Genomic DNA, 25,259 nt, shown 5'->3' with positions numbered 1-25,259 from the left:
ACAAACGCAATTATTAACCAAAGGAGAAACCTTATGCGTCTGATCGATAACCCTAACCGTCCAACTGAAATTGATGGCTACCCTGTCATTTACCGAGAAAAAGATGGTAATTGTGTTGTTAAACGACCTCTTGCTGAACAGCAACTGATGATCAAGCAGTATCTACCAATGCTGACCTACATCGCTGAAAAATGGGGCTATTGCCCTGTCGTGGGCGGCGCATGCTTTGATTCAAGCTTCCTATTGTCAAAAGAGCTGCCAATTTGGAACTGCAATGGTGTGTACGAAAATGGTATGTTTGGTGTCATGGGCTGTGATACCATGTTTACGTTCCAAGTGATGAACACAGGCCCTGGTGAGGGTCGAATGATGGGAGTTCCTATCAATCCATTCACTCGTGAAATCATCATGAACATGGAGCAAGCAGAAGCCCTAGACTTAACTGATTATGATCCAAAACAGCAAATCACCAAGAACAAAGGTTATGATGGTGCCGGTGAAGGCTTTGAGGAAATCCGTTATATCCTTGACCACATGGGCTACCAGCCACCTAAGGTCTTGTATTGGGATACCCACACAGATCCTGATGAGGAGTACGAAGATGATGAATAACCTAATATCGGATCACTACAACTCTGAGTAATAATTAGCGTACTATTACAGGTATACTCAGCAAATTTCCAATATTAAAGTTCCATCAGGGTGTTTGATGCCTCCCAATCAACACTAAAGGATCGGTAACAGAACTGATCATGTGGACAACAAACACCCAAATAGTGCTATATTATTGATAGCTCAGCCAAAAATAACAAGGACAATGTCACCAAAACGCATAAATCAAACAATAAAGTGGTGCCAACACTCTTACTTGCTATTCATTAAAAGACGCTAGCTGTAGCACTATATGTATATTCCTAACCGTCTTGGCAGTTGTAGTTACAGCCATTAACCTATTTATTTCCAAACGTATGAATTCTAAATATTTCTAATAACGAAATAAATAATTAAATGTTAAAATAAATAATTAAGAATTTAAATAATTTAAAAAAATAACTCTATATACTAATTTAAAGACACGCGCGAGTATCCCTCACTCCCCAAACTCTCCACATGCGCCACCAATAACTCTGCCAAATCATCGGCCAGATCACTTCTTAAGTTTGCTTTGTCATCATAGCTGCCTGACAGGCTAGAATACTCAGGATGAGCGCGCGCCTTGCGGATGGCAGAAGGCAGTTTATCGCTTTGCCATGGCAGGGTGGTGCCATCAGCGGTGATGGCCGATAAGCTGGCATGACCGCGATGACGCAGATGATGATGCAGACTCTGCGCGCGAGCGGCGATCAGTGTTACAGTGGCCTGATCGATGCTAAGCGTCTGCACACCCATGGCTTTGTCTTTGATCGCGCCTGTATTTGGCAGGATGCCACCAAGCACACCACCGATCGCTGTACCCAGACCCAGACTTGCGCCAAGCGTGGCAGCGTCGATGCCAGCACCAATCAACATCCCTGTCACGCTGCCGCCTGCGGTTCGGATACCATAGCGACTAAGCAGATCGCCATCAAAGATATCGAGCGTCTCACCGCTGATGGTTGGCAAATCACCGCTCACAGATTCATTATAAAAACGATACTGCGTTAACAGGCGTTCGTGCAGAATACTTTCGGCCTGACGCACTGCATTTTGCATACGGCTAAGCGTCGGCGCTGGATCATCTTTTTCATCGATTTTTTGACTAAAGCTTGCCACATTCACCAAAAAATCCGCAATCATTTGACTGCCAGACTCTAATAGATTTTGCCAAGCTGCTCGCCGCTCATTGATCAGCTGAACGATGGCAGGATCTTGGTTTGACAAAGTGGCCAAGTGCATCCATAACTGCATTTCATTATCAAAGTCAAAAGCCACGGTATCAAAACTGCACGCAATGTGCAACGCTCTGCGCGATAGCATCTCGCGCCAGAGCTCCAGATTATCTTGGCCTTGATGAATGAAATTAAACACAGGTAAAATCGGCGTACCCGAACTGGCCAAAATCGCCAGCTCATCTTTATATTTGGACAATACAGGCTCACGCGCGTCAATGACATAGATGGCGATGTCTGCATCAATAAGGCTTTTGATGACTTTGGCCTCTTGACTAAAATCACCGTCCAGATTACTATCATGTTCCGCCACTGCCCCTAAAAATGTCTGCAGCCGCTCGACACCATCAGCACGGCCATCGGTATGGTCTTGAATAAAATCCATCACACCGCTGGCATCTTCTAGCCCTGGGGTGTCGTGTAAAGTCACGAGCGGTTTGCCATCATCAGATAAAATCTGCACAGCGGCGACATGGCGCGTGGTCGCTGATGCATTTTTTACCTCGCCAAAATAGCTGTCGCGCAGTAATGTACGCAGTAGTGAGGTCTTGCCGACATTGGTGTGGCCGATCACTGAAATGGTGGTTTTGGCATTGAATGCGATGTCTTGTTTCATGAAAGTGCTTTTTTGGATTATGTGCGCTATTAGCTGATGAATGGATGGGTTGGATAATGGCATTATAGCTTGTTATGAGATGAAAAAAAAGCCAAAGCCATCATGATCAAGCTAGAAAAAAAGCTTGTGATTTTTGATGAATACTTTTGTATATTGACACTTTATAAATTGACATTCGCCCCAATAAATAGCCGATATGTTGAATTTTTGATTATAAATAAGCTTATGAAAACACCCATAACCATGCCAAATCATACCGATGTATCTGTGATGGCAAAAGACAGACATTATTTATACAAACTAAAAAAACAAATCGAAAGTACCTCAGGCGATCTTAAAGAAAAATGCCAACAACGCTATGATGCCATCCATCAGCGATCTGCTGATCAAGTGGCCAAGCGCATCCAGAGCATTCCGCATGATTTGGCAAATAAGCTTAACAATGATCTGCCTGTCACTGCCGAAGCCGAAACCTTGATCAAAGCGATCCGTGAGCATCAGGTCGTCATCATCGCAGGGGAAACAGGCTCGGGTAAAACCACGCAACTGCCCAAGCTTGCCATGCTTGCAGGTCGAGGCGTGACAGGCCAGATTGGGCATACTCAGCCGCGTCGTCTGGCCGCTCGCTCTGTGGCAACACGCATCGCAGAAGAGCTCGATGAGACACTGGGACAGACGATTAGTTTTAAGATCCGCTTCACAGAAGAGGGCGGTAAGCACTCGATCGTCAAGCTGATGACTGATGGTATTTTGCTTGCTGAGCTTGGTTCGGATAAGTTTTTATCAAATTATGATACCATCATCATCGATGAGGCTCATGAGCGCAGCTTGAACATTGATTTTATCATGGGTTATTTAAAAAGGCTGCTCCCAAAACGCCCTGATTTAAAGGTGATCATCACCTCAGCGACATTGGATACTGAGCGGTTTTCACATTATTTTGCCATCAATGGTCAGCCTGCACCTGTGTTCGTGGTTGAAGGGTGCAGTTATCCTGTTGAGGTGCGCTATCGGCCACTGACTGACACCATTGTTACAAGTCAAGATGAAGATGCATTTGATGAGATCGAAGATAATTTGCCAAGAGCGCTGACCACAGCGGTGAATGAATGCTTTGAGGATGCGCGTGCCAAGGGACATCCAGATCAAGCAGATATTCTCATCTTTGCCGCGACCGAAGCCGAGATCCGAGATTTACAAGATATTTTAAATAATTATGCACCTGCGCACACTGAGGTATTGCCATTGTTTGCTCGTCAAAGTTATCAAGAGCAGCAGCGCATATTCTCGCCCAGCGCCAAAGGTCGGCGCATCATCATCGCCACCAATGTCGCAGAAACTGCATTGACTGTACCCAACATTCGCTATGTCATCGACTTGGGATTTGCGCGTATTTCTCGCTATAATTATCGTTCGCGCATTCAGCGACTGCCGATCGAAGCGATTAGCCAAGCCGCCGCCAATCAGCGAAAAGGGCGCTGTGGCCGTGTGGCATCTGGGGTATGTATTCGTATGTATTCTGAAGAAGATTTTAATAGTCGTCCTGAATTTACTGAGCCTGAAATCTTGCGCATGAACTTGGCATCGGTGATTTTGCAGATGGAGCGACTGCAGCTTGGTGATGTGCAATCGTTTGATTTTATCACGCCGCCTGATTTACGATTGGTCAATGACGGTCGCAAGCTGCTCATTGAGCTTGGGGCATTGGATGAGCAATCTTTTACCAAAACCCGTGCCAAAAAAGGGCGCGCTCAAAAGGGCAGCCTTACCAAAATTGGCCAACAGATGGCCAAAATGCCCATCGATCCACGCTTGGCGCGTATGCTGGTGGCAGGTGATGTGTTTGACTGTCTGGCAGATATGTTGATTATCGTTTCGGCTCTATCGGTTCAAGATGTTCGTGAAAGGCCGATAAACAAGCAGGCGCAAGCTGACCAAAAGCATGCGCTGTTTCGCCGAGATGATTCTGATTTTTTATTTTATCTTGAATTATTTCAAGCATTATTTGATCGACATGCCATCAATGACCATCAAATCCTATCCAGTAACGCAAGGCGCAATTTTGCCAAAAAACATTATCTGAGCCACGCGCGCATCCGAGAATGGCAAAAAACTCATACTCAGCTGACACAGATGATGGCGGAGATGGGCTTTGATATTCACAAAAGCACAAAGGCCACTGATGCCACCGATAAGGTTGATACCAAAAAAGGCGTGCGCTTATCCTTAAGCAAAACTTCTGCCAAAACCTCAGCCAATACTCAGATCCGTCAGGCATTGGTAGGCGCCAAGCAGCTTAAATCGGATGACAAAAACAATCAGCAAGCAGCACAATATGCCAATATTCATCGAGCTTTGCTGACTGCGCTGCTGTCTTTTGTGGCGCATAAAACCGATACCGTCGGTGAATATTTGATGGCGCGCGGCCAGAAGGCGCGGATTTTTCCTGCCAGCACGCTGCATAAGAAGGGCGTGCAATGGCTGATGGCCTTTGAAGTGGTCGAGACCTCGCAGGTGTACATGCGCACTTTGGCAAAAATCGAACCTGAATGGATCATCAAAGCGGCGCCAAATCTGCTCAAATACCACTATTTTGAGCCGCATTGGTCAAAAAAAGCAGGGCGCGTGCGTGCTTATGCGCAGATTAGCTTATTTGGACTCATTGTCATCGCCAAAGAATTGGTGAATTTTGAGCAGATTGACTTAGAACAGGCGCGTGAGATTTTTATTCGTGATGCTTTGGTGGCCAATCAATACGGCATGCACATCAAATTTTTGGCAGATAATGCCAATAAAATCAGAGACATCGAACGCATCGAAGATAAGATGCGCCGCCGCGATCTGCTGGTGGATGAAGAGGCATTGTATCAATTTTATGATGCCAAAATTCCCAAGCACATTGCCAGTCGCAAAAGTTTTGAGGAGTTTTATCACGACGCTGAAAATAAATCGCCCAATTTTTTGCATTTTAGTGATGAAGATGTGCTCAATGAGTCCATCGATGACAGCCGTCAATTCCCAGAAAGCTGGCACTTAGGCGGTCTGCGGTTGCCGTTGTCTTATATCTTTGATCCGGCCAGCGATGATGATGGCGTCAGTGTGCGCGTGCCTGTCAAGGCATTGGCGCAGCTCGATCCTGTGGCGCTGCTTTGGGGAATTGCAGGTTGGCGTTATGAGCTCGTTTTGCAATTATTAAAAACTTTACCTAAAGAAATACGCCGACAAATCGTACCAATCCCTGACACTTGCCAAAAGATATTTGGTCAGCTTGATGTGTCAGGCTCGATGGGGCTTTTGGATCAGTTGGTGGCAGCATTGATGGCCTTAGGTGTGCGTACTACGCCCCAAGATTTCGCACCTGAGAAAGTAGATGATTATCTTAGACCGCTGATTTGTGTGGTGGATGATAAAAATCGTGTGATCGAAAAAAGCCGTGATTTGGAGCATCTGCAAGCTCGTCATCGCCAAGCCACCGAACAAAGCACGGTGATAGAAAAGGGGCTACATCATGATTTTCCAGCACATTTTGATTTTGTCAAAAATAAGCACGCGTCAGGCATCGTGATGCAAGAATTCTCCGCTCTACAAGCGGCTCAAAACAGCACTGCGGTGTTTATTGCAAATTTCACCGAGATTAATGCAGCACTGATCGCCCACAAAAAAGGCGTGTTAAGCCTGATCAAATCTAAGCTGGGTGCCAAACAAAAGCAGCTGACTGGTCAGATTGATAAGGCGTTTAAATTGGCTTTTGCGCCGCTTGGTGATTTAGAAAAATTAAAAAATATCGTGGTGGATGCGACATTGGATGCTTGTCTGCATGAGCATGGCATCGATTTTGAAAAATCAGCCATGGGCAACCAAGCTCAACACGCACGCGCTGCGATTACAGGCCTTATCACAGCTCAAAATGAATGGCTAGTGACGCATTTGCCGATGGATGAAGCTGAGTATCAGGCTTGTCAAGAGCAGATTTTGGCTCAGTTTTTATTGGTCGGACAGTCGATTTTAAAGTTGTTAAAAGACATTTATACCGCATGGCAGACCGCGCGTGGCAAGCTTTTGATGTTAGACAATGAGATTTTTGCTGAAAGCATTGAGGACATCGAAGATCAGCTAGATGACCTAAAGCTGTCTGATTTTGTGTATCGCAGCTCATATCAGTATTGGCGTCAATATCCGCGCTATCTGCAAGCGCTCAATATTCGACTGGATCGACTCCAGCACAATCTGGATGCTGATCTGGATGCGGTGTATCTGCTTGACGCTCACATGGAGCGACTGGCAACATGCGCGCATCAGCCAAAGTTTGCTGAATATCGCTGGCTTGTGGAGGAATACCGCATCAATTTATTTGCCCAGCCGATGAAAACCGCGCAGCCAGTTTCTGCCAAACGCCTAGAAAAACTTTGGGCATCTTTGAACACCAAATAAATCCATCGGCGGTGATGTTAATAGCATCATCGCCGATGAGCTGCTTACTTGGCCGTATTTTAAATTTTCGCCTGACTAAATATGTCTAATCTTAGTTGATAGATTCTTAGGCTTGCCAATATGGCAAATTGATAAGGCGGCAGTTGATTAAAATAATCGGGCAAAAGCTGTTAAGTCCGATTGCTTATACTTCGCATAATGTATATTATGTTAAATTATATGAAATGCACCGTAGCTTCATATTTATTTTGTAAGTATTGATATTTAAAAAAATAATATGAACCATGATTTCTTGATTTATCTATGCGCTCTTTGCTTTGATTAATTGATTTGATGTTATATTTGGGCGTGAGTCTGTGTAACCGCACACCCAATCCATTCGACAAAACTGGTTAGAGTTTACTAGCCCATGGGCTAAAATCAAATCTGGCATATTCTTCACCCGTTTGAGAAAAGACATGTAAAAAATATTCATCTAGCATTGTTTGCGGATTGCTGATTTCATAAATGCTATTAATAAAATCACCATCTTTTACCCAAAACATACGATGGTCATAATAGTAACACATGAGTATCAAATCATATTCTTTTGGGTTTTCATCAGGCTTACGGCAATCTATCATAACCCTTAGATTGGGAAAGCCCTTTGTTATGTATTTTTCTTGTTTTTCAACACCTTCAATTTCAATATCAATAAAAGCATAGGGAATTTTTTTAACCAAACTTTCAATTGCTTGCTTGGCTTTTTTGCGTGAATTGGATAGGTAAATATCAAATGGTTTCCAGCAACTGTAAGGATCGCCAATTAACATTGTTCCATCTTGAATAAATCTAAAATCCTCCGACAGCAACACACCACCAAATGCTTTTAACCAACCATCTTTTAAATAGATTGGTAGCCAATCATAATAATCCCTGCGTGGGTCAGTTAAAAAGTAAATTCTTTGGTTTAGTTCAAAAAATGTTGATAAAGATAATTCAAGCTCTGTTAATTGATACCAATAAACCGCTAGTTGGCAATTTAATTGAAAATTATTTAAATATTGATAGGTTTTTGGATAATAGGCTTGTAATGATAATATGGATTTGTGAATATCCAGTTCTAACCGTTTGATTTGATCATCATAAATCCACTTATATTCGCTATTATTGATATAATCAATTTCTTTCTGCTTCATATTAGAAGCGGAATTTGCAACATACTCAACAATTTTATTTGATATATCTTGCTCAAGTTTGTCTTTTGTATAGATAGGCATAGTCTATTCCAATGATGTGATGCAATGTTTATAAACTTCCTTGCGGGGTTTGTCAATAGCACTTTGAATGTTTTGATATTTCTTTTACAGTGCATTTCTAAATCATCAACAATAACAAAAGCATCTTGAAAATTAATTCAAGATGCCAAGATGCTTTTGAGTTATGGTTTACAGGCAATCAAACTCGCTCAATCGCCATTGCAAGTCCCATACCGCCACCGACGCACAAGGTAGCAACGCCTTTAGATTTGCCACTGCGGATCAGCTCATGCACGAGCGTCACAAGGATGCGGCAGCCAGATGCGCCGATCGGATGGCCGATGGCGATCGCACCGCCATTGACATTTACTCGCTCAGTTGGCAGATTCAGCTCTTTGGCGACGCCCAGTGCTTGAGCAGCAAAAGCTTCATTGGCCTCAAACAGATCGACATCATCGACCTGCCAGCCAGCCTTATCCAGTACCGATTTGACTGCTGATACAGGACCCAAGCCCATCACTTCAGGCTCGATGCCTGTGGCTGAATATGAGACGATTTTTGCCAAAATCGGTAGTCCAAGTGCTTCGGCTCGGCTTTGCTTCATCAGCATCACTGCTGCTGCACCATCATTGATGCCTGATGCGTTGCCTGCGGTGACGGTACCGTCTTTTTTGAATGCGGCACGGAGTTTGCCAAGACCGTCTAGGCTTGTGTTTGGCTTAATGTACTCATCACGATTGACGATGATGGCATCACCCTTTTTCTGTGCTACGGATACAGCACTGATTTCATTGATAAATTTATCATCAGCAGCAGCCTTGGCAGCTTTTTGTTGGGATGAGAGTGCAAATTCATCTTGGGTGCTGCGATCAATGCCATATCTCTCAGCGATGTTTTCGGCGGTGATGCCCATGTGATAGCCATGATACACATCGGTCAAGCCATCTGCGACCATGCTGTCGGTCAGACTGCCGTTGCCCATCTTGATGCCGTCACGCAGGTGGATGAAATGCGGACTTTGGCTCATCGATTCTTGACCACCTGCGATGACGATGTCGCTATCACCGCATAGGATGGCTTGCACGCCCATTTGCACGGCTTTTAGGCCGGAGCCACAGACGACATTGACGGTGGTAGCAGGCGTTTGGACCGGTAGCCCTGCAAAGATGGCAGCTTGGCGAGCAGGATTCTGCCCCACGCCAGTGGTCAAGACATTGCCCATAATCACTTCGCTTACCACGTCAGGACTGACACCTGTGTCAGCCAGTAAGTCGCTAATCACAGCCGAGCCAAGCTTGGGTGCAGGCACGCTTGATAATGACCCTAAAAATGAACCCACTGCCGTTCGTTTGGCAGCGACGATGACGACTACATCAGTCATGGTATCTCCTTATGATGAATTTTCCTAAATTTATTGTGATACTTTTACGCCAGTTTTGCTTTGTAATTCATCAAAACTTACGCCATCGGCAAGCTCAACTAGCTTTAGGCCATCAGCGGTCACATCGAGCACAGCAAGATCGGTGATGATGCGGTGAACGACTTTTTGACCGGTCAATGGCAAATCGCAATTTGGCTTGATCTTAAACGAGCCATCTTTGGCGGTATGCTCCATCAGCACAATGACTCGTTGAACGCCTGCGACCAAGTCCATCGCCCCACCCATGCCTTTGACCATCTTGCCTGGGATCATCCAGTTCGCCAAATCGCCCCGCTCACTGACTTCCATCGCACCCAGGATTGCCAAATTCACCTTGCCGCCACGAATCATGCCAAAGGACTGACTGCTGCTAAAGAAACTGGCACCAGTCTGTGCGGTGACAGTCTGCTTACCAGCATTAATCAAATCAGCATCCAGATCTTCTTCAGTGGGGAATGCGCCGATGCCAAGTAGCCCATTTTCGGACTGTAGCATGACATTGACGCCATCGGGGATGTAGTTTGCGACCAATGTCGGCAATCCAATGCCAAGATTGACATAAAAACCGTCTTGTAATTCTGCGGCGGCACGCTGTGCCATCTGTTCGCGAGTCCAAGCCATGAGTTACTCCTTATTCTTTAATATTATTTATGATATCAATTATGATTTTGAAATGGTGCGTTGTTCGATGCGTTTTTCGGGGTTGTTATTGACCACGATACGATGCACATAGATACCGGGCAGATGGACGCTGTCAGGGTCAATCTCACCCGTCTCAACGAGTTCTTCGACTTCAACGACGGTGATTTTGCCTGCGGTGGCAACATCGGGGTTGAAGTTGCGTGCGGTTTTACGAAACACCAGATTGCCTGCCTTATCCGCCTTGTACGCCTTGACGAGCGCCACATCAGCGGTAAGTGAGCGTTCCATCACATATGCTTCGCCATCAAATTCACGCACTTCTTTGCCTTCAGCGACTTGGGTGCCGACCCCTGTTTTGGTAAAAAAGGCTGGAATCCCTGCACCGCCTGCTCGTAGTTTTTCTGCCAAGGTGCCTTGTGGTGTGAGTTCCACTTCCAATTCCCCTGATAAAAACTGGCGTTCAAATTCTTTGTTTTCGCCAACATACGAGGCGATCATTTTTTTGATTTGGCGAGTTTGTAAGAGTAGTCCCAAGCCAAAATCATCCACGCCAGCGTTGTTGCTAATGCAAGTCAAACCAGTCACGTCACTATCACGCAAGGCGGTGATTAAGCTTTCGGGGATGCCGCATAGTCCAAAGCCGCCGACGGCAATGGTTTGATGATCTGCGACGATATCGGCAAGTGCTGCTTGTGCTGATGGATAAACTTTACTCATAATCATTCCTTAGGTTGAGTTGACATTAAAGTTAGATAAAAAAATGCTGTGCAGATGAGCGACCTTATATGGCAGTTTATTTCTTTATACCTATCATTAAATTGTTAAGTTATTAGTACAAATATGCAATAGTATTACATAAATCATGATGGTTTTGAAGCTAATTTTATTCACCATAGACTCAAAACCATCGCCCTACTGCTATTACCCATTCAGGACATGAACCAGCCACAGTGCCATCGACGGCATAAATACTAGTGCCACGATGCGGATCAGATCCGAACATAAAAATGGCAGCACACCTTTATAAGTTTCTTTCATCGAGACATTTTTTGCCATGCTGTTGATGATAAAGATATTCATACCTACAGGCGGTGTGATCAAGCCGATCTCGACGACCATCAAAGCAAGTACACCAAACCAAATCGCCTTATCTGTCGGATCCAGTCCCCAAAAATCCATACCCATGATGATAGGGAAAAACACAGGAATCGTCAAGAGAATCATCGATAGGCTATCCATCACACAACCAAGCACGATATAGATGATGATCATCGCAAGTAGCACGGTCAGCGGTGATAGACCGCTATTAATCACCCATTCAGCCAGACTAATCGGCATCTGTGATAGTGCAAAAAATGCGTTCAATACATCAGCGCCAAGTAAGATTAGAAAAATCATCGCCGTCGATGCAGCAGTGTCATACAGTGCATTCATCAGACCCGACCAAGTCATTTCTTTGGTCACAAAGGCTAGGATGCCAACAGCGACTGTACCAATGGCAGCAGCTTCTGTTGGGGTGAATAGACCGCCATAGATACCGCCGATGACCAATACAAATACCGCAATTACAGGCCATACGCCTTTTAATAGTGTGATGCGATCGCTCCAGCTCATGCGTGGCATCGCAGGACCGCTATTCGGCACGATGCGTACATAGATGGCGATGGCAAGCATGTAGCCCAGCATGGCGATGATGCCAGGGATCAGTGATGCCATAAACATCGCTGAGACATTTTGTTCGGTCAAGACGGCATAGATCACCAGTACCACCGATGGCGGAATCAAGATCCCTAGCGTGCCGCCTGCTGCCAGAGCGCCCGTTGCCAGTGCATCTGAATAATTGGCTCGCTTAAGTTCAGGCAACGCCACTTGACCCATCGTCGCTGCAGTAGCCAATGATGATCCACAAATCGCACCAAAGCCAGCACAAGCACCAACAGCACTGATGGCAGCACCGCCACGATAATGCCCCAAAAACGCATTGGCAGATTGGAACAGTCGCTTGGATAAGCCGCCACGAGAAGCGATGTTACCCATCAACAAAAACAGCGGTACGACGGATAAATCATAGACCGAAAAGCGAGCAAATGGCATGCCTTTTAGGTAGCTCAATAGTGGATACCAGCCTGCGATCATCACATAGCCTGTGACACCAGCCATTAGCATGGCAATACCAATATGAATACGAAAAACCAATAACAAGATGGTAAATGCACCCATCCCAAGTCCGATAATCATTGGATCCATAATTTTCCATCCTTAGTTATTATTTGGCATAGCCATCATAGTTTTTGATAAATTGCCAAGCGGTGTACAAAGCCGTCAAAGCCAATAAGAAAAATCCTGGTGCGATGGTGATGTGAGCAATCCACTCTGGCATTCCCAAAATCATCGTCGTCGTGCCATGCTTGATGGCATCGATAGCACCAAAATAACTGCGCCACATCAATAGCAGTGCAAATAATGCTAATAATACTGCCGCAAAAATATCAAACACGCGGCGCAGACTTTTTGGTGCCTTTAGGGTAAAAAAGTCCACGATGACATGTGCTTTTTTCATCTGGCCATATGGTAAAAATGCCGCAATCGCCCAAGAGCAACCAAGCTGCACCAGCTCCACATCACCTTTGATGGGCGTGGCAAATAACGCACGGCCGATGACGCTTGCGGTGGCGATTAAGCAAATCAAGACCAACACCACCACACCACCAAAGGCTGACAGCTTGGACCACGCCATCAAAAATCGGCCGATGGCATCCTGTGGTGTGTCATCTTGTACTTGTGTTTCAAAAAATTCGGCCATAGTCACCTCTCATCCTGATTTTGTCTTTTTTTGACAAATTCCATCATTATTTAATTTAGTTGGTTGTCGCTGCTGCATCTTTAGCTTGTTTGGCTTCAGCGATCAACTCTTTTGCTCGATTGACGATGGCTTGACCATCATAGCCCTTGGCGTTCATTTCAGCAATCCAGTCAGCTTCAACTTGCTTGGCAGCTTCTTGGATGCGTGCCACTTCATCAGATGCGATCTGATTGATCGGATTGCCATTATCCTCGATTTTTTGGCGTGCGGTGGTGATTTGTTCATCCCAAGTGCGACCAAGCTGTTGTGAGAAATTGGCGCCTGTGTTGTCATCGATGATCTTTTTGAGCTTAGGCGGTAGTGCTTCGTATTTATATTTATTCATGGAAATCGTGAATAGTGCACTGTACAGCACAGGATCTGGAGCGTTGATTTCGCTGGCATAGCGAGCAACTTCTTGTAATTTTAAAGTTGGAATCACCTCCCAAGGCAGCACAACGCCATCAACAACACCCTTAGATGTGGCATCGGTCAAAGCTGGCATCGGGATGCTGACTGGAGTTGCGCCCAGTGCCTCGACCATCTTGTTGGTCAAGCGAGTCGGCGCACGCAGTTTTAGTCCTTTAAAATCTTCGATCTTGGTAATCGGACGGCGGTTATTTAAAATTTGCCCGCGATCGTGCACATTAAATGCCAATGGCTTGACCATTGCAAATTCTTCTTGGGCAAATTCTTGATAAATCTGCCATGCCACACGGCTGCTGTATTCACCGTCGATGGTCATAAATGGTAGCTCCATCACTTCCATGATCGGAAAGCGACCTGGTGTATAGCCTGGCAGTGTAAATACGATGTCAGCGATGCCATCTTGAGCCAGATCCATCAGCTGTGCAGGCGTGCCACCCAGCTGCATCGCAGGATAGAACTGACAGGTCATCTGCCCACCAGACTGCTCGGTGATGGTTGCGCACCATGGCTCAAGTACTTTCTTTTGGCTCATGGCTGTCGCTGGCCAAAAATGCGCCACACGCAAGACGACACGCTCGTTTTCGCCGATCGGTGATGGTTTTGGTAGTCTGTCTTCGGTGCAGGCTGCCAAGATCATGACACCCATAATCATTGATAGTGTTTTTAGCTTCATGCTACTCTCCCAATCCCATGCCTTGCTTGGCACCCATATAATTTGAATCGATGTGCTTATTAAACTTGTTTTGACAAAAAAATAACAGTGGTATTTTCTGATTTATTTATATAAATTCATGATAAATTCATCGGATGATTGACTGTACAATGATGTCATCATAAGTGATTGATTATGTGATATTAGCATAATTTATTCATTATGATGAATATTTTTCAATTTCAAAGGAATGTCCCCATGTCAAACTTATTCAAAACGGCCACGCATCCACTGTCACTGGCTTTGGCGATCGCCCTAGGCAGCATCACCCTACCTGCTCATGCCAAGCAAACATCGCCAAATATCTTGGTCATCATGGCTGATGATCTGGGTTGGTCGGACATCGCCCCTTATGGTGGTGAGATTCAGACGCCGTATTTGGATGCGCTTGCCAAAGAAGGTGTCAGCTTCACCAATTTCTTCGTATCGCCTTATTCCTCACCATCTCGTGCGATGTTTTTGACTGGTGCTGATCCGCATGAAGTCGGCTTGGGTAATATCTATGAACTCAATACACCAGAGCAAGCAGCAGCACCCAACTATGTCGGACACTTGACGGATAACGCCACCACCATCGCACAGCGATTCAAAAACGCAGGCTATCACACTGTCTTATCGGGTAAGTGGCATTTGGGCAAAGCCATTGAGCATCAGCCGAACGCTTGGGGGTTTGATGACTCATTTGCACTACTTAATGGTGAAGCGAATAACTATCGCTATCAAGACCGCCAAGATTCACCAGATGGGCGAGATTTATACAGTCATAATGGCGCAGATGTGCAGCTGCCCGAGGGCGCGTTTTCGACTGATTTTTATACCGATTATCTCTTGGAGAGTTTGTCAAAGCAGCCAGTAGAGCAGCCATTTTTTGCCTTTTTGGCTTATACCGCTCCACATTCACCTTTGCAAGCACCACAGGCTTATGTTGATAAATATCAAGGCTTTTATCGCGATGGGCCACAAGCACTTGCCGATCAGCGTTTTGCTCGCTTGCAGCAGATGGGTTTGGTGTCAAAAGATGCTGCCGCTCATCCACTCATCGCAGCTCCTGACTGGCAAAGCCTAAGTGATGATCAACGAGCTGTAGAGACCAAGCGAATGCAGCTATATGCAGCAATGGTGGATAACATGGATCATAATATCGGTCGCGTCATCAGCCACCTAAAAGCCACAGGTCAGTATGATAACACTGTCATCGTCTTCTTATCGGATAATGGGGCAGCAGGTGCATCTCGAGAAGCATCTCAAAAATGGGGCAGTTGGATCCGTGCTTCTCGAGATAATGTTTTGGCAAATATGGGTCAAGCCAGCAGCTATGTGTCAACAGGTCCTGCATGGGCGCAGGCATCCATGTCGCCTTTTGCCTATTTTAAGGGATTTACCACCGATGGCGGTATCCGCTCACCGCTGATTATCAAAGCACCGACTGCCAAAGCAGGTAGCATTGAAGGTCGTTACAGTACCCTAAAAGATTTGGCACCGACCTTATTGGATCTGGCAGGCGTCTCAAAAGCCACAGCAGCAAACAAAACACCGATGACTGGCATGAGCCTCAATAATCGTCTAGCTGCACCATCGGCACAGCTAGAAGGACCGATCCGTGCCGAGTCACTTGAGATGCGTGGTCACCGCCAGGTGCGTCAAGGCAATTTTAAAGCGGTTTACACAGGCAATTTGCCGGCAGGACTGCCAATCGATCAGCTTGATGCTGGTCAGTGGAAACTGTATGATGTCCATGCCGATCCTGGTGAGACGAATAACATTGCCAAAGATCATCCAGAAGTTTTGGCGGCTTTGATCGAGCAGTATGCTAAGTATTCAGATGCTGTCAAAGTGGTAGAAATCAGCCCAATCAATCCACAGGTAGCTGACTAACTATGATAAAACATGACCAAACGCAAAAACCATCCGATGTTTTTGCGTTTCATATGATGATTAAACCAAGCGGCTCACAGTGCAATATTGACTGTGAGTATTGCTTTTATTTACATAAAGAAAATCTACTCAATCAGCCTAAGTCACCACGCATGAGCGATGCGGTACTTGAGCAGCATATCGTCCAATACATCAACGCTCAAACAACTGATGAAGTGGTGTTTACTTGGCAAGGCGGTGAGCCGACCTTGATGGGTTTGGCATTTTTCAAAAAAGCCGTCGAGCTACAAAAACGCCATGCCAAGCCCAATCAGCGAATTTTAAACGATCTGCAAACCAATGGACTACTGATTGATGATGAGTGGTGCCAGTTTTTGAAGGCGGAAAATTTCTTGGTCGGCATTTCCATCGATGGCCCAAAGCCACTGCATGATAAGCTGCGAGTTACCAAAAATGGTAAGCCGACCTTTGATTATGTCAAAAAAGCCATTAATCTTTTGCACCAGTACCAAATCCCCTTTCATGCACTGTGCGTGGTGAATCACTACAATGCACAAGCACCGCTTGAAGTTTATCGTTTTTTACGAGATGAAGTGCGTTCTCGTATGATTCAGTTTTTGAGTGCTGTTGCGCCTGTGGATTTTGACACACAAGCAACTTTGTATATGCGCGCATCGCCCGATGCGAATGAGCGCCGCATCCACACCCATGCCAGCTGTGTCACAGACTGGTCGGTGACGCCCGATGACTGGGGTCGGTTTTTGGTGACGGTTTGGCATGAGTGGCTTGCTAATGACTATGGTAAAGTGTTTGTCGATCAGTTTGAAAATACCATTTCGCAGGCATTTGGTCTGGGTGCCCAAAAATGCACTACCGCACCGATCTGTGGCAAGGCACTAGCCATCGAGCATAATGGCGATGTCTATAGCTGCGATCATTTTGTGTATCCAGAATATCGCTTGGGCAATATCACTCAGATTGACGAATCTAAACTGACTTTTAGCCAACAGCAGGCGAGTTTTGGCTATGCCAAGCATCTAAACCTGCCCAGTGATTGTAAGCGTTGCAAGTTCTTAAAACTATGCTGGGGTGAATGCCCAAAAAATCGCTTTATCGCAGACAGTGATGGCACGCATCGTCTTAATTATCTGTGTACAGGACTCAAGACATATTTTTCACAAGTGGCACAAGACCTACCCACGATCCATAGCCGCCTTACCCAAGCCAAAGTTATCCCTCAAGCTCATCGCTGATATTTCATGACCCATTGATCAGCTGAGGTCATGATGAATGATGAGTTGTTTTGTGTTAGCGGTTGATGGCTTGATGTTTGTCGCTTTGTAATAGTCTGTCGGTAATTTCCATTTGGTGATTATCACTTAGCTATTATCAATAAGTCATCAGCGAAAACTACTACATGAGTTAAAAAAATTGACCATCACCTAAGCGATGGCCAATTTTTTTGGATTAAGCGTTAAACACGCAATCAGATGGTTTTGACAGTATTTTCAATCGTGCCAAAGATGTTATTACCTGCTTTGTCAAACATCTCCACACGCACCACATCACCATCAGTCATAAATGGGGTTTGTGGTTTGCCCTCGATGGCTTCGTACATACGAAGTTCGGCTAGGCAGCAATAGCCGACACCGCCATGCTCAACACTTGAACCCCATAGGCTGTCCTGCTTATTTGAGACTGTGCCTGAGCCGATGATGGTGCCGGCGGCTAGGTTGCGAGTTTTGGCGGCATGAGCGACGAGCTGACCAAAGCTAAAAGTCATATCCGTGCCAGCATTTGGGCGACCAAATAGGTTGTCATTTAGATGCACGACCAATGGCAGGTGCAATTTGGCGTCATCTGACCAATCTTCTAGCTCATCAGGGGTGACCGCCACAGGGCTAAATGCTGATGCAGGCTTACTTTGGAAAAAGCCAAAACCTTTGGCAAGCTCTGCTGGAATCAGATTGCGCAGCGAGACATCATTGACCAACATCACCAGGCGAATTTGCTTAGCCGCTTCTTCAGGCGTGCTACCTAGAGCGACTTTACCAGTCACGACGGTAACTTCCGCCTCCATGTCGATGCCCCATGCTTCTTTGGCGATGATCTCATCTCGTGGGCCGATGAAGCTGTCTGAGCCGCCTTGATACATGAGTGGATCTTCATAAAAAGACGCAGGCACTTCTGAATTACGAGCCTTACGCACCAGCTCCACATGGTTTAGGTAAGCTGAGCCATCCGCCCATTGATAGGCGCGTGGTAGTGGTGAATGACAAGCGGTTTGGTCGAATGCCACGCCATCTTTGCTATCATTAAGCTCTTGATAAACTGCTTGTAGTTTTGGGGCGACCTCATCCCAGTTATCTAGGGCTGATTGTAGCGTCGGTGCGATGTCAGCGACTTCACGGCAGATGCTCAAATCACGGCTGACAACAACCAAAGTACCATCCAAACCGCCTTTTTTTAGAGTTGCTAATTTCATTTGATATTTCCTTATTGTTAATTAAATTAAATGATGATTGAGATAAATCACACTTCTGGTGGCTCAGTGCCATCATGTACCCAGCGTGCGTGCTGTGGGGCTTTTTTGGTGACTGCCCATTCGCTCAGCATATCCCATTTGACCTTATCAAGTGCCTTTGCCATCTTGTCAGTAGTGACATCACAAGCAAGCTCGATGCGGTGGCCATTCGGATCAAAGCAATAAATCGACTGAAACAGCGTATGATTCACTGGGCCTAGCACATCGACACCGCCTGCGATTAGGCGTTCTTTAGTAGCAAGTAGCGTATCCATATCTTTGACTTTGAGCGCCAAGTGCTGTGTCCATAGCGGTGTGTTCTCATCACGCCCCATTTCAGGCTTGGTCGGCAGCTCAAAAAATGCCAAAATATTACCGCCGCCCACATCCAAAAAGATGTGCATATACGGATCAGGTTCACCGGTTGATGGTACTTTGTCTTCGGCGATGGCGAGTACAAAGCCCATATCCAGATGTTTTTGGTACCATTCGACGGTTTCTTTGGCATCTTTACAGCGATAAGCCACATGATGCACGCCTTGGGTGATTGTCATATCTTTACTCCTTGATATTAAGTTGTGCCATCTTGGTAAGCGAAAAATGCACCTGCATTGATCTTGGTATCATTTCACCAAAAAACAGCGCAAAGGTAAAACGGGATTTTCTTGATTATTTATCGATATTTATGATAAGTTATGCATAATTCAATTCTGAGTGGTTATTATGAACCTAAATAACATTACATTGCGCCAGCTCCGCGCCTTTAAGGCAGTGGCAGAGACGGGCAGTTTTACAAAGGCGGCGGAGAGCCTGCATCTGACACAGTCGGCATTGAGCGGCTTGATTAAGGATTTTGAGGGTACGCTATCACTGCGTCTATTTGATCGGACGACGCGTAAGCTGACCTTGTCGGTGGCAGGTCAGCACATCTACCCGATGGCGACCAAGATTTTGTATGATGTTGAAAATATGACCACCGAAGTGAGCAGACTAAAGGCGCTTGAAAGCGGTGTGGTGAATGTCGCTGTCAGTCAGCAGCTGGCGGCATCGATTCTGCCCAAGGTGATCGCAGAGTTTGTCGCCTCTTATCCCAATATCAAAGTATCCATGAAAGATTGCTCAGTCGATGCAGTCATCGATGCGGTGGCGTCAAGCGAGGTGGATTTTGGGATAGCGCCTGCTCGTAATATCGCCGATAGCTTGTCATCGGAGTTGTTGTTTGATTTGCCGTTTTATGTGGTGATGCCGCCGACGCATCCTTTGTGTCAGCGTGAGAGTGTCGAATGGAAGGATCTAAAGCATGAGCCGCTAATCACGATGGCCGGGATGTTTTCTGAAGTGCTAAGTGCTGATTTGCCAAGCGATGAAGCAGCGATGATCAAAAATGCCGCTTATCAGGTGAATTTTTTGACGACGGCATTTAGTATGGTCAGCCAAGGGCTGGGGCTGACGATATGTTTGCCCTATTCTCGCACCCGAGTCGCCCAAAATGGTCTTGAAATGCGAGCGCTGGCATCACCACGCATCACCCGAGCATCCTATCTGTATCGCTTGCGTGGCCGTACGCTGTCAGATGCAGCGCATAAGTTTTATGTGGTGCTGTGTCAGCATTTACAAAGTCATGACTATACCTAAGGCGACCCGTAGAGGTGCGCTGACGCTGCATACTTGGTCATTTGGCTTGAATGCACCACTGATTTGCACCTATACAATAAAAACCCCATGCTTAGATGGGGTTTTTATTTTGCTATTATTTATTCGGCACGGTGAGGACTTGGCCGATGCGCAGATTGGCATTTGGTTCTAGATTGTTCATCTTGGCAAGCTCATCCGTGCTGATGCCAAATCGACGCGCCAATGAGATTAGTCCATCGCCTGATTTGACGGTGTAGGTGGTGGTGAGCTTTGGTACTTTGATGACTTGTCCGATGCGCAGATTGGCATTGCTGGCCAAGTTATTTGCAGCAGCCAAATCAGCGATACTTACCCCAAAGCGATTTGCCAGTTGAGTCAAGCTCTCCCCTGATTTGACCGTATAATTCTCGGTCGCACCCAAATTAGCACTGCTTTGAGAGCTACTGCGTGGATTGCTCTGAGTAGGCGCGCTGGCACTGGTCGTCACCGCTTGTGCGCCATTAGGCAGTTTTAGGGTTTGGCCGATGAAGACGCCATCGGTGACTGACAGATCATTTTCAGCTGCTAGGGCTTGTAAAGTGACATTGTATTTGCGAGCGATGGCAGTTAGGCTCTCACCTGCTTGTACTTTATGTGTGGCTGTACTGCTTGAGCTGCTTTGGCGAGCAGGTGTGCTTGGCTGAGTTTGTCTGGCAGGTTGAGGAGTGACTTTGCCAGCAACCAGCCACAGTCTTTGACCAACACGGATATGTGCATCATTGGCAAGGTTATTATAGCTTGCTAATTGACCAACGCTAAGACCATTGGCTGCTGCCACAGAAGTTAGGCTATCGCCAGCGCGGACGGTGTAGCTTTCAGGTTTTGGTGTGGGTTTGGGGGTTGGCTGCGGCTGCGGACGCGGCTGCGGACGCGGCGTTTGTGCTTGAACTGGTTCAGGCGCTGTGGTTGGCGTGGCAGGCGCCGATACAGGCGAGACGGGCTCAGTAACCACTGGCGCAGGTTCAGGCAAAGTTTGTACCACCGTCGGCTGGGCAGTGGTTGCAGGCGCTGGATTTCTGGCAGGTGCGCCAGCAAAGCTTAATGTCTTGGTCTCACCGCGCGCATCTAACACTGACTGACTGGTCTGAACCGCATTGAGCTGAATATTACCATCGTTTGGGTTGATGGCTTGGACAGGCTCAGGCGTGCTTGAACGAATCTGTTGGACGATCAAATCTTTTTCGGCAGCTGATAGCGGCGGTTCTTGAACGATGGTACCTGCTGGTGTGACTTGTGCGATGGTTGTCGGTAGCGTGTTGGTGGCGATCAGCTCTTGCTGCGAGCTGTTATTGGCGGCTGCGCCAGATTTTGGCACCACATAACTGATGCTCTGCGCAGGCGCTGTGGCGATGTAATCACCACCAAAGCCATAGCCTTTAAGCGCGGATAGCTGAGCATCCATTTGGCTTGGCAGACTGTCTGGAATCACAATACGGTTAGGCCCGATCTCATCGACAGTTTGATTTAATAAAGCTGGATTTAGCAAACGCAGCTCATCGACTGCCACGCCTGTAATCGACGCCACCTCAGATAGATTGACACCATAATTGACCGGCACAGTACGAAAATGGTTGTGGTTGGCGATGGCAGGCAAATGGATGCCATAGCTGTTTGGCGCCTTGACAATCTGTGCAACCGCCAAAAATCTTGGCACATAATTCATCGTCTCTGTCGGCAATTTTAATGACCAATAATCGGTCGGCAAGCCTTGCTCTTGATTGGCACGAATGGCACGCGATACACGCCCAGGCCCTGCATTATATGCAGCCAATGCCAGCTCCCACGAACCAAATTGGTTATACAGGCTGGTCAAAAAATCATAAGCAGCGCGCGTGGATTCAATGACATCACGGCGACCATCATAGCTGGCGCTTTGGTTTAGGCCATAGATGCGACCCGTGCTTGGAATGAACTGCCACAGACCTGCAGCAGCAGCATTACTGGTGGCAGATGGATCGTATGAGCTTTCGATGATCGGCAGCAGCGCAAGCTCCGATGGGATGCCGCGGCGCTCAGCTTCAGCCACCGTATGATGCAGATAGCGAGACGCGCGAGCAGTTAAGCGATCCAGATAACTTTGACGGGTATAAAACCAAGATTTTTGTGCTTCGATGCGGGCATTGGTGATGTCATTCATTCGATAGCCGCGGCGGATGCGATCCCATAAGTTGCCATAACGCTGAATGGCCAATTCATCGCCCTCCACCATGCTCATGTCGGTGGCTTGTAGCAAATTTTCTAAGGTGTCTAGCATCTCGGCATTGAGCACGCCAATTCCCGTGCCGCCTTGCTGAACAGTCACAGGCTGCGGCGCTGTACGCGTCGGCTGACTGCTTGGTTTGGTGCTGGTACCTGTACTGCTACAAGCAACAAGAATCACAGAAGATATGGCAAGACTCAACGGCTTTAACATTCGATTGGCGGTCAAATTGGTGGAGGCGATGGTGGATTTGGTCATTGTCATATCCTTTTATGGTATGGCTGTGATGAATCTAAGAATCAAGTAATCACAAAAATTTCAAGGTGTCAGCCTAATTAGCGTGGCATAAACTGCTAATAATGCCTTATTTTGCGCTATTTATCAACCGTTTGGGTAAAATTCGACCCAAAAAATTACCGCCAGTTTTGTTATTGTCATACAGATAACTGGCGGTAAGTGTGCAGTAACAAAGCAAATGATTTATTTAATCGACAGTCACTTGAGCCACTGAGCGAAGTAGCACAGCGTTATTACCGACTTGAGACAGTGTGGCGCGCGAGGCGGTTTTGATGGTGACCGGCTTACCATCTTGGGTCCATGTCTCTGTGGTGATGACTTGCGCGCGTGCTTGGTTGCCAGCCACGACGATGTTGGTCACATCGATGCGATAACGATAGTTGCTAGCTTTGGCCCAGCTTTTTTGTAACAGCTGCAAGTAGCCTTCTTTATCAAGGCTGGTCGTTTTGCCATTTCTTGAAAGCGAGATAATGGCGTCATCAGCGATCAAGCGTGAGATTTGGGCGATATTTTGGCTATTGGCTGCCTGACTCATGTTGGTGGCATAGCGTGTGATATCCGACTCACTGATGGCATAAGCAGGCGCTGTGATCAGAGTTTGGACACCGAGCGCACCGACAAACAAACCTAAGCTTAAGCCTTTACCAAGCGGCTTACCGGTGAGTTTGCCTAAAGTGCCAAGCGCTGCAGTAAGAACGCTTGCGGTCGCGGTTTTTTTAAGCATGTTGCGGGTATGGTGTTTCATAGATGACCCTTATAAACTGTGGTCTTGTCAATCATTTAAGCGATGTTGCTTGATTAGTTGCTTGATTAATTAACGGTTAACGCCGATGGTGTATGTATTATCATAGGCGGAAGAGATATAATCTTTAGTATGCCTACAATAGCAAGCTAAACTTAAGCCATGATGGCTAAATGTAACAATATGTTGCAATTATAAGCAGCGCCTGTATCCACTAAGGTTGCCATGGATACGCACGGGCAGCATATTATGGTTTGCGCTCATCCACCACAGCTGTATCTTCTTCCAGTGTCGCGCCCAAGCGATGCATGCGACGATCCATCAACTGTCTTGCCAATGCTTGCATATCATCGACGCGATCGAACTCATCGACGATCTCAAGTCCTAGCAAAGTCTCAAGCACATCTTCTAGACTTACCAATCCTTTGACTTCACCGAACTCACCGACAGCCAATGCAATATGCACGCGCTGTTTTAGCATCAAATCAAGCAAATCAAACAGCTTTAATTTGGCAAATACAAAGTGAATGTCACGGCGAAATTGCTTGATTGGCGTGTGGATCTCTTGGTTGGCTTTGGCGATCAGTAAATCAGATTTTAAAACAAAACCTGTGGCATTGTCCAAATCTTCATTAAAAATCGGGAAGCGAGAAAATGGTAGCTTAGGATATCTGGCAAACACATCACCGACACTCATATTCTCATCAAATGCAGTAACCACTGAACGCGGCGTGACGATGTCCTCGACATTGATCATCCCAAGCGCCAAAGAGTTTTTGATGATGCGCGTCTCCATCTCGGTCATCTGCCCTGAGCTTTCGCCTTGATTGGCCAGTGCCAAAAACTCATGGCGGTTAAAGCTGCTTTCTTGATTGCCGCGTGTGAGCAGACGCGAGATCTTCTCAGTGACCCAAATAATGGGCAGCAAAGCAATGTTAATGGCGCGCACATAATAAGCCACAGGAATGGCCAAGCGACGCCAATAAGCGGTGCCAATGGTCTTAGGAATGATCTCAGTGCCGATCAAGATGATCAAGGTCATCACCGCGCTAAATACCCCAAACCAAGCATTGCCAAACACGATCACCGCCTGAGCGCCAGCACCCAATGAACCCAGCGTGTGCGCGACAGTATTTAAAGTTAAGATGGCTGAGATTGATTTTTCGATGTTATCGACTTTGACATTTTTTAAAAGCATCGCCCCTTTGGGATCTTCTTCTGACAAAGTGTCAATATAGCTTGGCGTCATCGTCAATAAAGCCGCTTCAGAGATCGAACACAAAAAAGATACGATCAAGGATAGCGAAATAAAAAAGATGAGCAAAATCAAATTGGTACTATCACCGCCAAGCCCAAATGCCGCCTGAGCAGCAAGCGGGATCAGAAGCGCTGAGATGCCAGCGGTGAGAATCAAAGAAGTGCGAATGGATGACTTGGCCAAAAAGGTACGAAACAATCGAGTTGATATTCGGGGTCGCGGTCGGGACATAAGATGATTAAATTGCAAAAATTAGCACCCATATTAAGTGAAATTATCGTCAACTGCAAGCATTGTTTTATAGGTTTTTGTACAAATTGCTTAACAATTAAGCATCCAGCCATCAAAATTGAGCATTCGTCCCCTAAAAAACCACCTTAGCATCAATTAACCGCCAAAAACCGTGCCAGCTACCAAAAAAGTATGCTATGATATGCGTTATTTTGTCTTTTACTCAGCCAAATCGGCTAAGTGAATTGTTATTGTAAATC

The 25,259-nt window shown here is 46.3% G+C and carries 18 protein-coding genes; 5 read left to right on the top strand and 13 right to left on the bottom strand.

Going from position 1 to position 25,259, the window contains the following annotated elements:
• Nucleotides 1-33: 33 nt before the first annotated feature.
• Nucleotides 34-612, top strand: coding sequence for a hypothetical protein (locus AZ602_RS00280; protein ID WP_103033190.1), 579 nt, complete (start codon nucleotides 34-36; stop codon nucleotides 610-612).
• 450 nt (nucleotides 613-1,062) lie between these two features.
• Here AZ602_RS00280 and AZ602_RS00275 read toward each other — a convergent pair whose 3' ends face one another.
• Nucleotides 1,063-2,484 carry a DUF3482 domain-containing protein gene (locus tag AZ602_RS00275; RefSeq protein ID WP_103033189.1) on the bottom strand — a complete coding sequence of 474 codons (1,422 nt, stop codon included), beginning with the start codon at nucleotides 2,482-2,484 and terminating at the stop codon, nucleotides 1,063-1,065.
• Nucleotides 2,485-2,709: 225 nt separating this feature from the next.
• Here AZ602_RS00275 and hrpA point away from each other — a divergent pair, with 225 nt between their 5' ends.
• Nucleotides 2,710-6,915 carry an ATP-dependent RNA helicase HrpA gene (hrpA, locus tag AZ602_RS00270; RefSeq protein WP_369803828.1) on the top strand — a complete coding sequence of 1,402 codons (4,206 nt, stop codon included), beginning with the start codon at nucleotides 2,710-2,712 and terminating at the stop codon, nucleotides 6,913-6,915.
• A 392-nt stretch (nucleotides 6,916-7,307) separates the two neighbouring features.
• Here the strand turns inward: hrpA and AZ602_RS00265 are convergent, their stop codons facing one another.
• The 7 genes from AZ602_RS00265 to AZ602_RS00235 form a co-directional block, all read right to left on the bottom strand.
• Nucleotides 7,308-8,174, bottom strand: coding sequence for a hypothetical protein (locus AZ602_RS00265; protein ID WP_103033188.1), 867 nt, complete (start codon nucleotides 8,172-8,174; stop codon nucleotides 7,308-7,310).
• Between the two features lie 178 nt (nucleotides 8,175-8,352).
• Nucleotides 8,353-9,534, bottom strand: a complete 1,182-nt coding sequence (locus tag AZ602_RS00260) for an acetyl-CoA C-acetyltransferase (RefSeq protein ID WP_103033187.1) — start codon at nucleotides 9,532-9,534, stop codon at nucleotides 8,353-8,355.
• Between the two features lie 30 nt (nucleotides 9,535-9,564).
• Entirely contained in the window at nucleotides 9,565-10,194 is a 630-nt protein-coding gene (locus AZ602_RS00255; RefSeq protein ID WP_103033186.1) for a 3-oxoacid CoA-transferase subunit B, read from the bottom strand.
• Nucleotides 10,195-10,233: 39 nt separating this feature from the next.
• Nucleotides 10,234-10,932 carry a CoA transferase subunit A gene (locus AZ602_RS00250; RefSeq protein ID WP_103033185.1) on the bottom strand — a complete coding sequence of 233 codons (699 nt, stop codon included), beginning with the start codon at nucleotides 10,930-10,932 and terminating at the stop codon, nucleotides 10,234-10,236.
• A 204-nt stretch (nucleotides 10,933-11,136) separates the two neighbouring features.
• Nucleotides 11,137-12,462, bottom strand: a complete 1,326-nt coding sequence (locus AZ602_RS00245) for a TRAP transporter large permease (protein ID WP_103033184.1) — start codon at nucleotides 12,460-12,462, stop codon at nucleotides 11,137-11,139.
• A 19-nt stretch (nucleotides 12,463-12,481) separates the two neighbouring features.
• Entirely contained in the window at nucleotides 12,482-13,018 is a 537-nt protein-coding gene (locus AZ602_RS00240; protein ID WP_103033183.1) for a TRAP transporter small permease, read from the bottom strand.
• 55 nt (nucleotides 13,019-13,073) lie between these two features.
• Nucleotides 13,074-14,159, bottom strand: a complete 1,086-nt coding sequence (locus tag AZ602_RS00235) for a TRAP transporter substrate-binding protein (RefSeq protein ID WP_199174055.1) — start codon at nucleotides 14,157-14,159, stop codon at nucleotides 13,074-13,076.
• A 237-nt stretch (nucleotides 14,160-14,396) separates the two neighbouring features.
• Here AZ602_RS00235 and AZ602_RS00230 point away from each other — a divergent pair, with 237 nt between their 5' ends.
• The gene (locus AZ602_RS00230; RefSeq protein WP_158245096.1) at nucleotides 14,397-16,073 is read left to right on the top strand and encodes an arylsulfatase; all 1,677 of its coding nucleotides are present in this window, start codon (nucleotides 14,397-14,399) and stop codon (nucleotides 16,071-16,073) included.
• 53 nt (nucleotides 16,074-16,126) lie between these two features.
• Nucleotides 16,127-17,326 carry an anaerobic sulfatase maturase gene (locus AZ602_RS00225; protein WP_199174054.1) on the top strand — a complete coding sequence of 400 codons (1,200 nt, stop codon included), beginning with the start codon at nucleotides 16,127-16,129 and terminating at the stop codon, nucleotides 17,324-17,326.
• 233 nt (nucleotides 17,327-17,559) lie between these two features.
• Here the strand turns inward: AZ602_RS00225 and AZ602_RS00220 are convergent, their stop codons facing one another.
• Nucleotides 17,560-18,558: a fumarylacetoacetate hydrolase family protein gene (locus AZ602_RS00220; protein ID WP_103033180.1), complete on the bottom strand. Its 999-nt coding sequence runs from the start codon at nucleotides 18,556-18,558 to the stop codon at nucleotides 17,560-17,562.
• Between the two features lie 47 nt (nucleotides 18,559-18,605).
• Nucleotides 18,606-19,151, bottom strand: a complete 546-nt coding sequence (locus AZ602_RS00215; RefSeq protein WP_103033179.1) for a VOC family protein — start codon at nucleotides 19,149-19,151, stop codon at nucleotides 18,606-18,608.
• A 169-nt stretch (nucleotides 19,152-19,320) separates the two neighbouring features.
• On the opposite strand from AZ602_RS00215, the gene AZ602_RS00210 reads away from it, so the two are divergent.
• Complete coding sequence (locus tag AZ602_RS00210) at nucleotides 19,321-20,232, top strand: LysR family transcriptional regulator (RefSeq protein ID WP_103033178.1); 912 nt, start codon at nucleotides 19,321-19,323, stop codon at nucleotides 20,230-20,232.
• Nucleotides 20,233-20,347: 115 nt separating this feature from the next.
• Here the strand turns inward: AZ602_RS00210 and AZ602_RS00205 are convergent, their stop codons facing one another.
• From AZ602_RS00205 to AZ602_RS00195, 3 genes are all read right to left on the bottom strand, one after another.
• On the bottom strand, nucleotides 20,348-22,729 hold the full coding sequence (locus AZ602_RS00205) for a LysM peptidoglycan-binding domain-containing protein (protein ID WP_103033177.1): 2,382 nt from the start codon (nucleotides 22,727-22,729) through the stop codon (nucleotides 20,348-20,350).
• Nucleotides 22,730-22,955: 226 nt separating this feature from the next.
• On the bottom strand, nucleotides 22,956-23,513 hold the full coding sequence (locus AZ602_RS00200; RefSeq protein WP_103033176.1) for a nuclear transport factor 2 family protein: 558 nt from the start codon (nucleotides 23,511-23,513) through the stop codon (nucleotides 22,956-22,958).
• Nucleotides 23,514-23,757: 244 nt separating this feature from the next.
• Nucleotides 23,758-24,966 (bottom strand): CNNM domain-containing protein, encoded by a 1,209-nt coding sequence (locus AZ602_RS00195; protein WP_227525118.1) that lies wholly within the window; start codon nucleotides 24,964-24,966, stop codon nucleotides 23,758-23,760.
• Nucleotides 24,967-25,259 lie beyond the last annotated feature (293 nt).

This window comes from Moraxella sp. RCAD0137 (assembly GCF_002894025.1).
Lineage (GTDB): Bacteria > Pseudomonadota > Gammaproteobacteria > Pseudomonadales > Moraxellaceae > Moraxella > Moraxella porci.
Note: the sequence above shows the minus strand (reverse complement) of the source record. Positions and strands in the feature narration are given on the sequence as shown.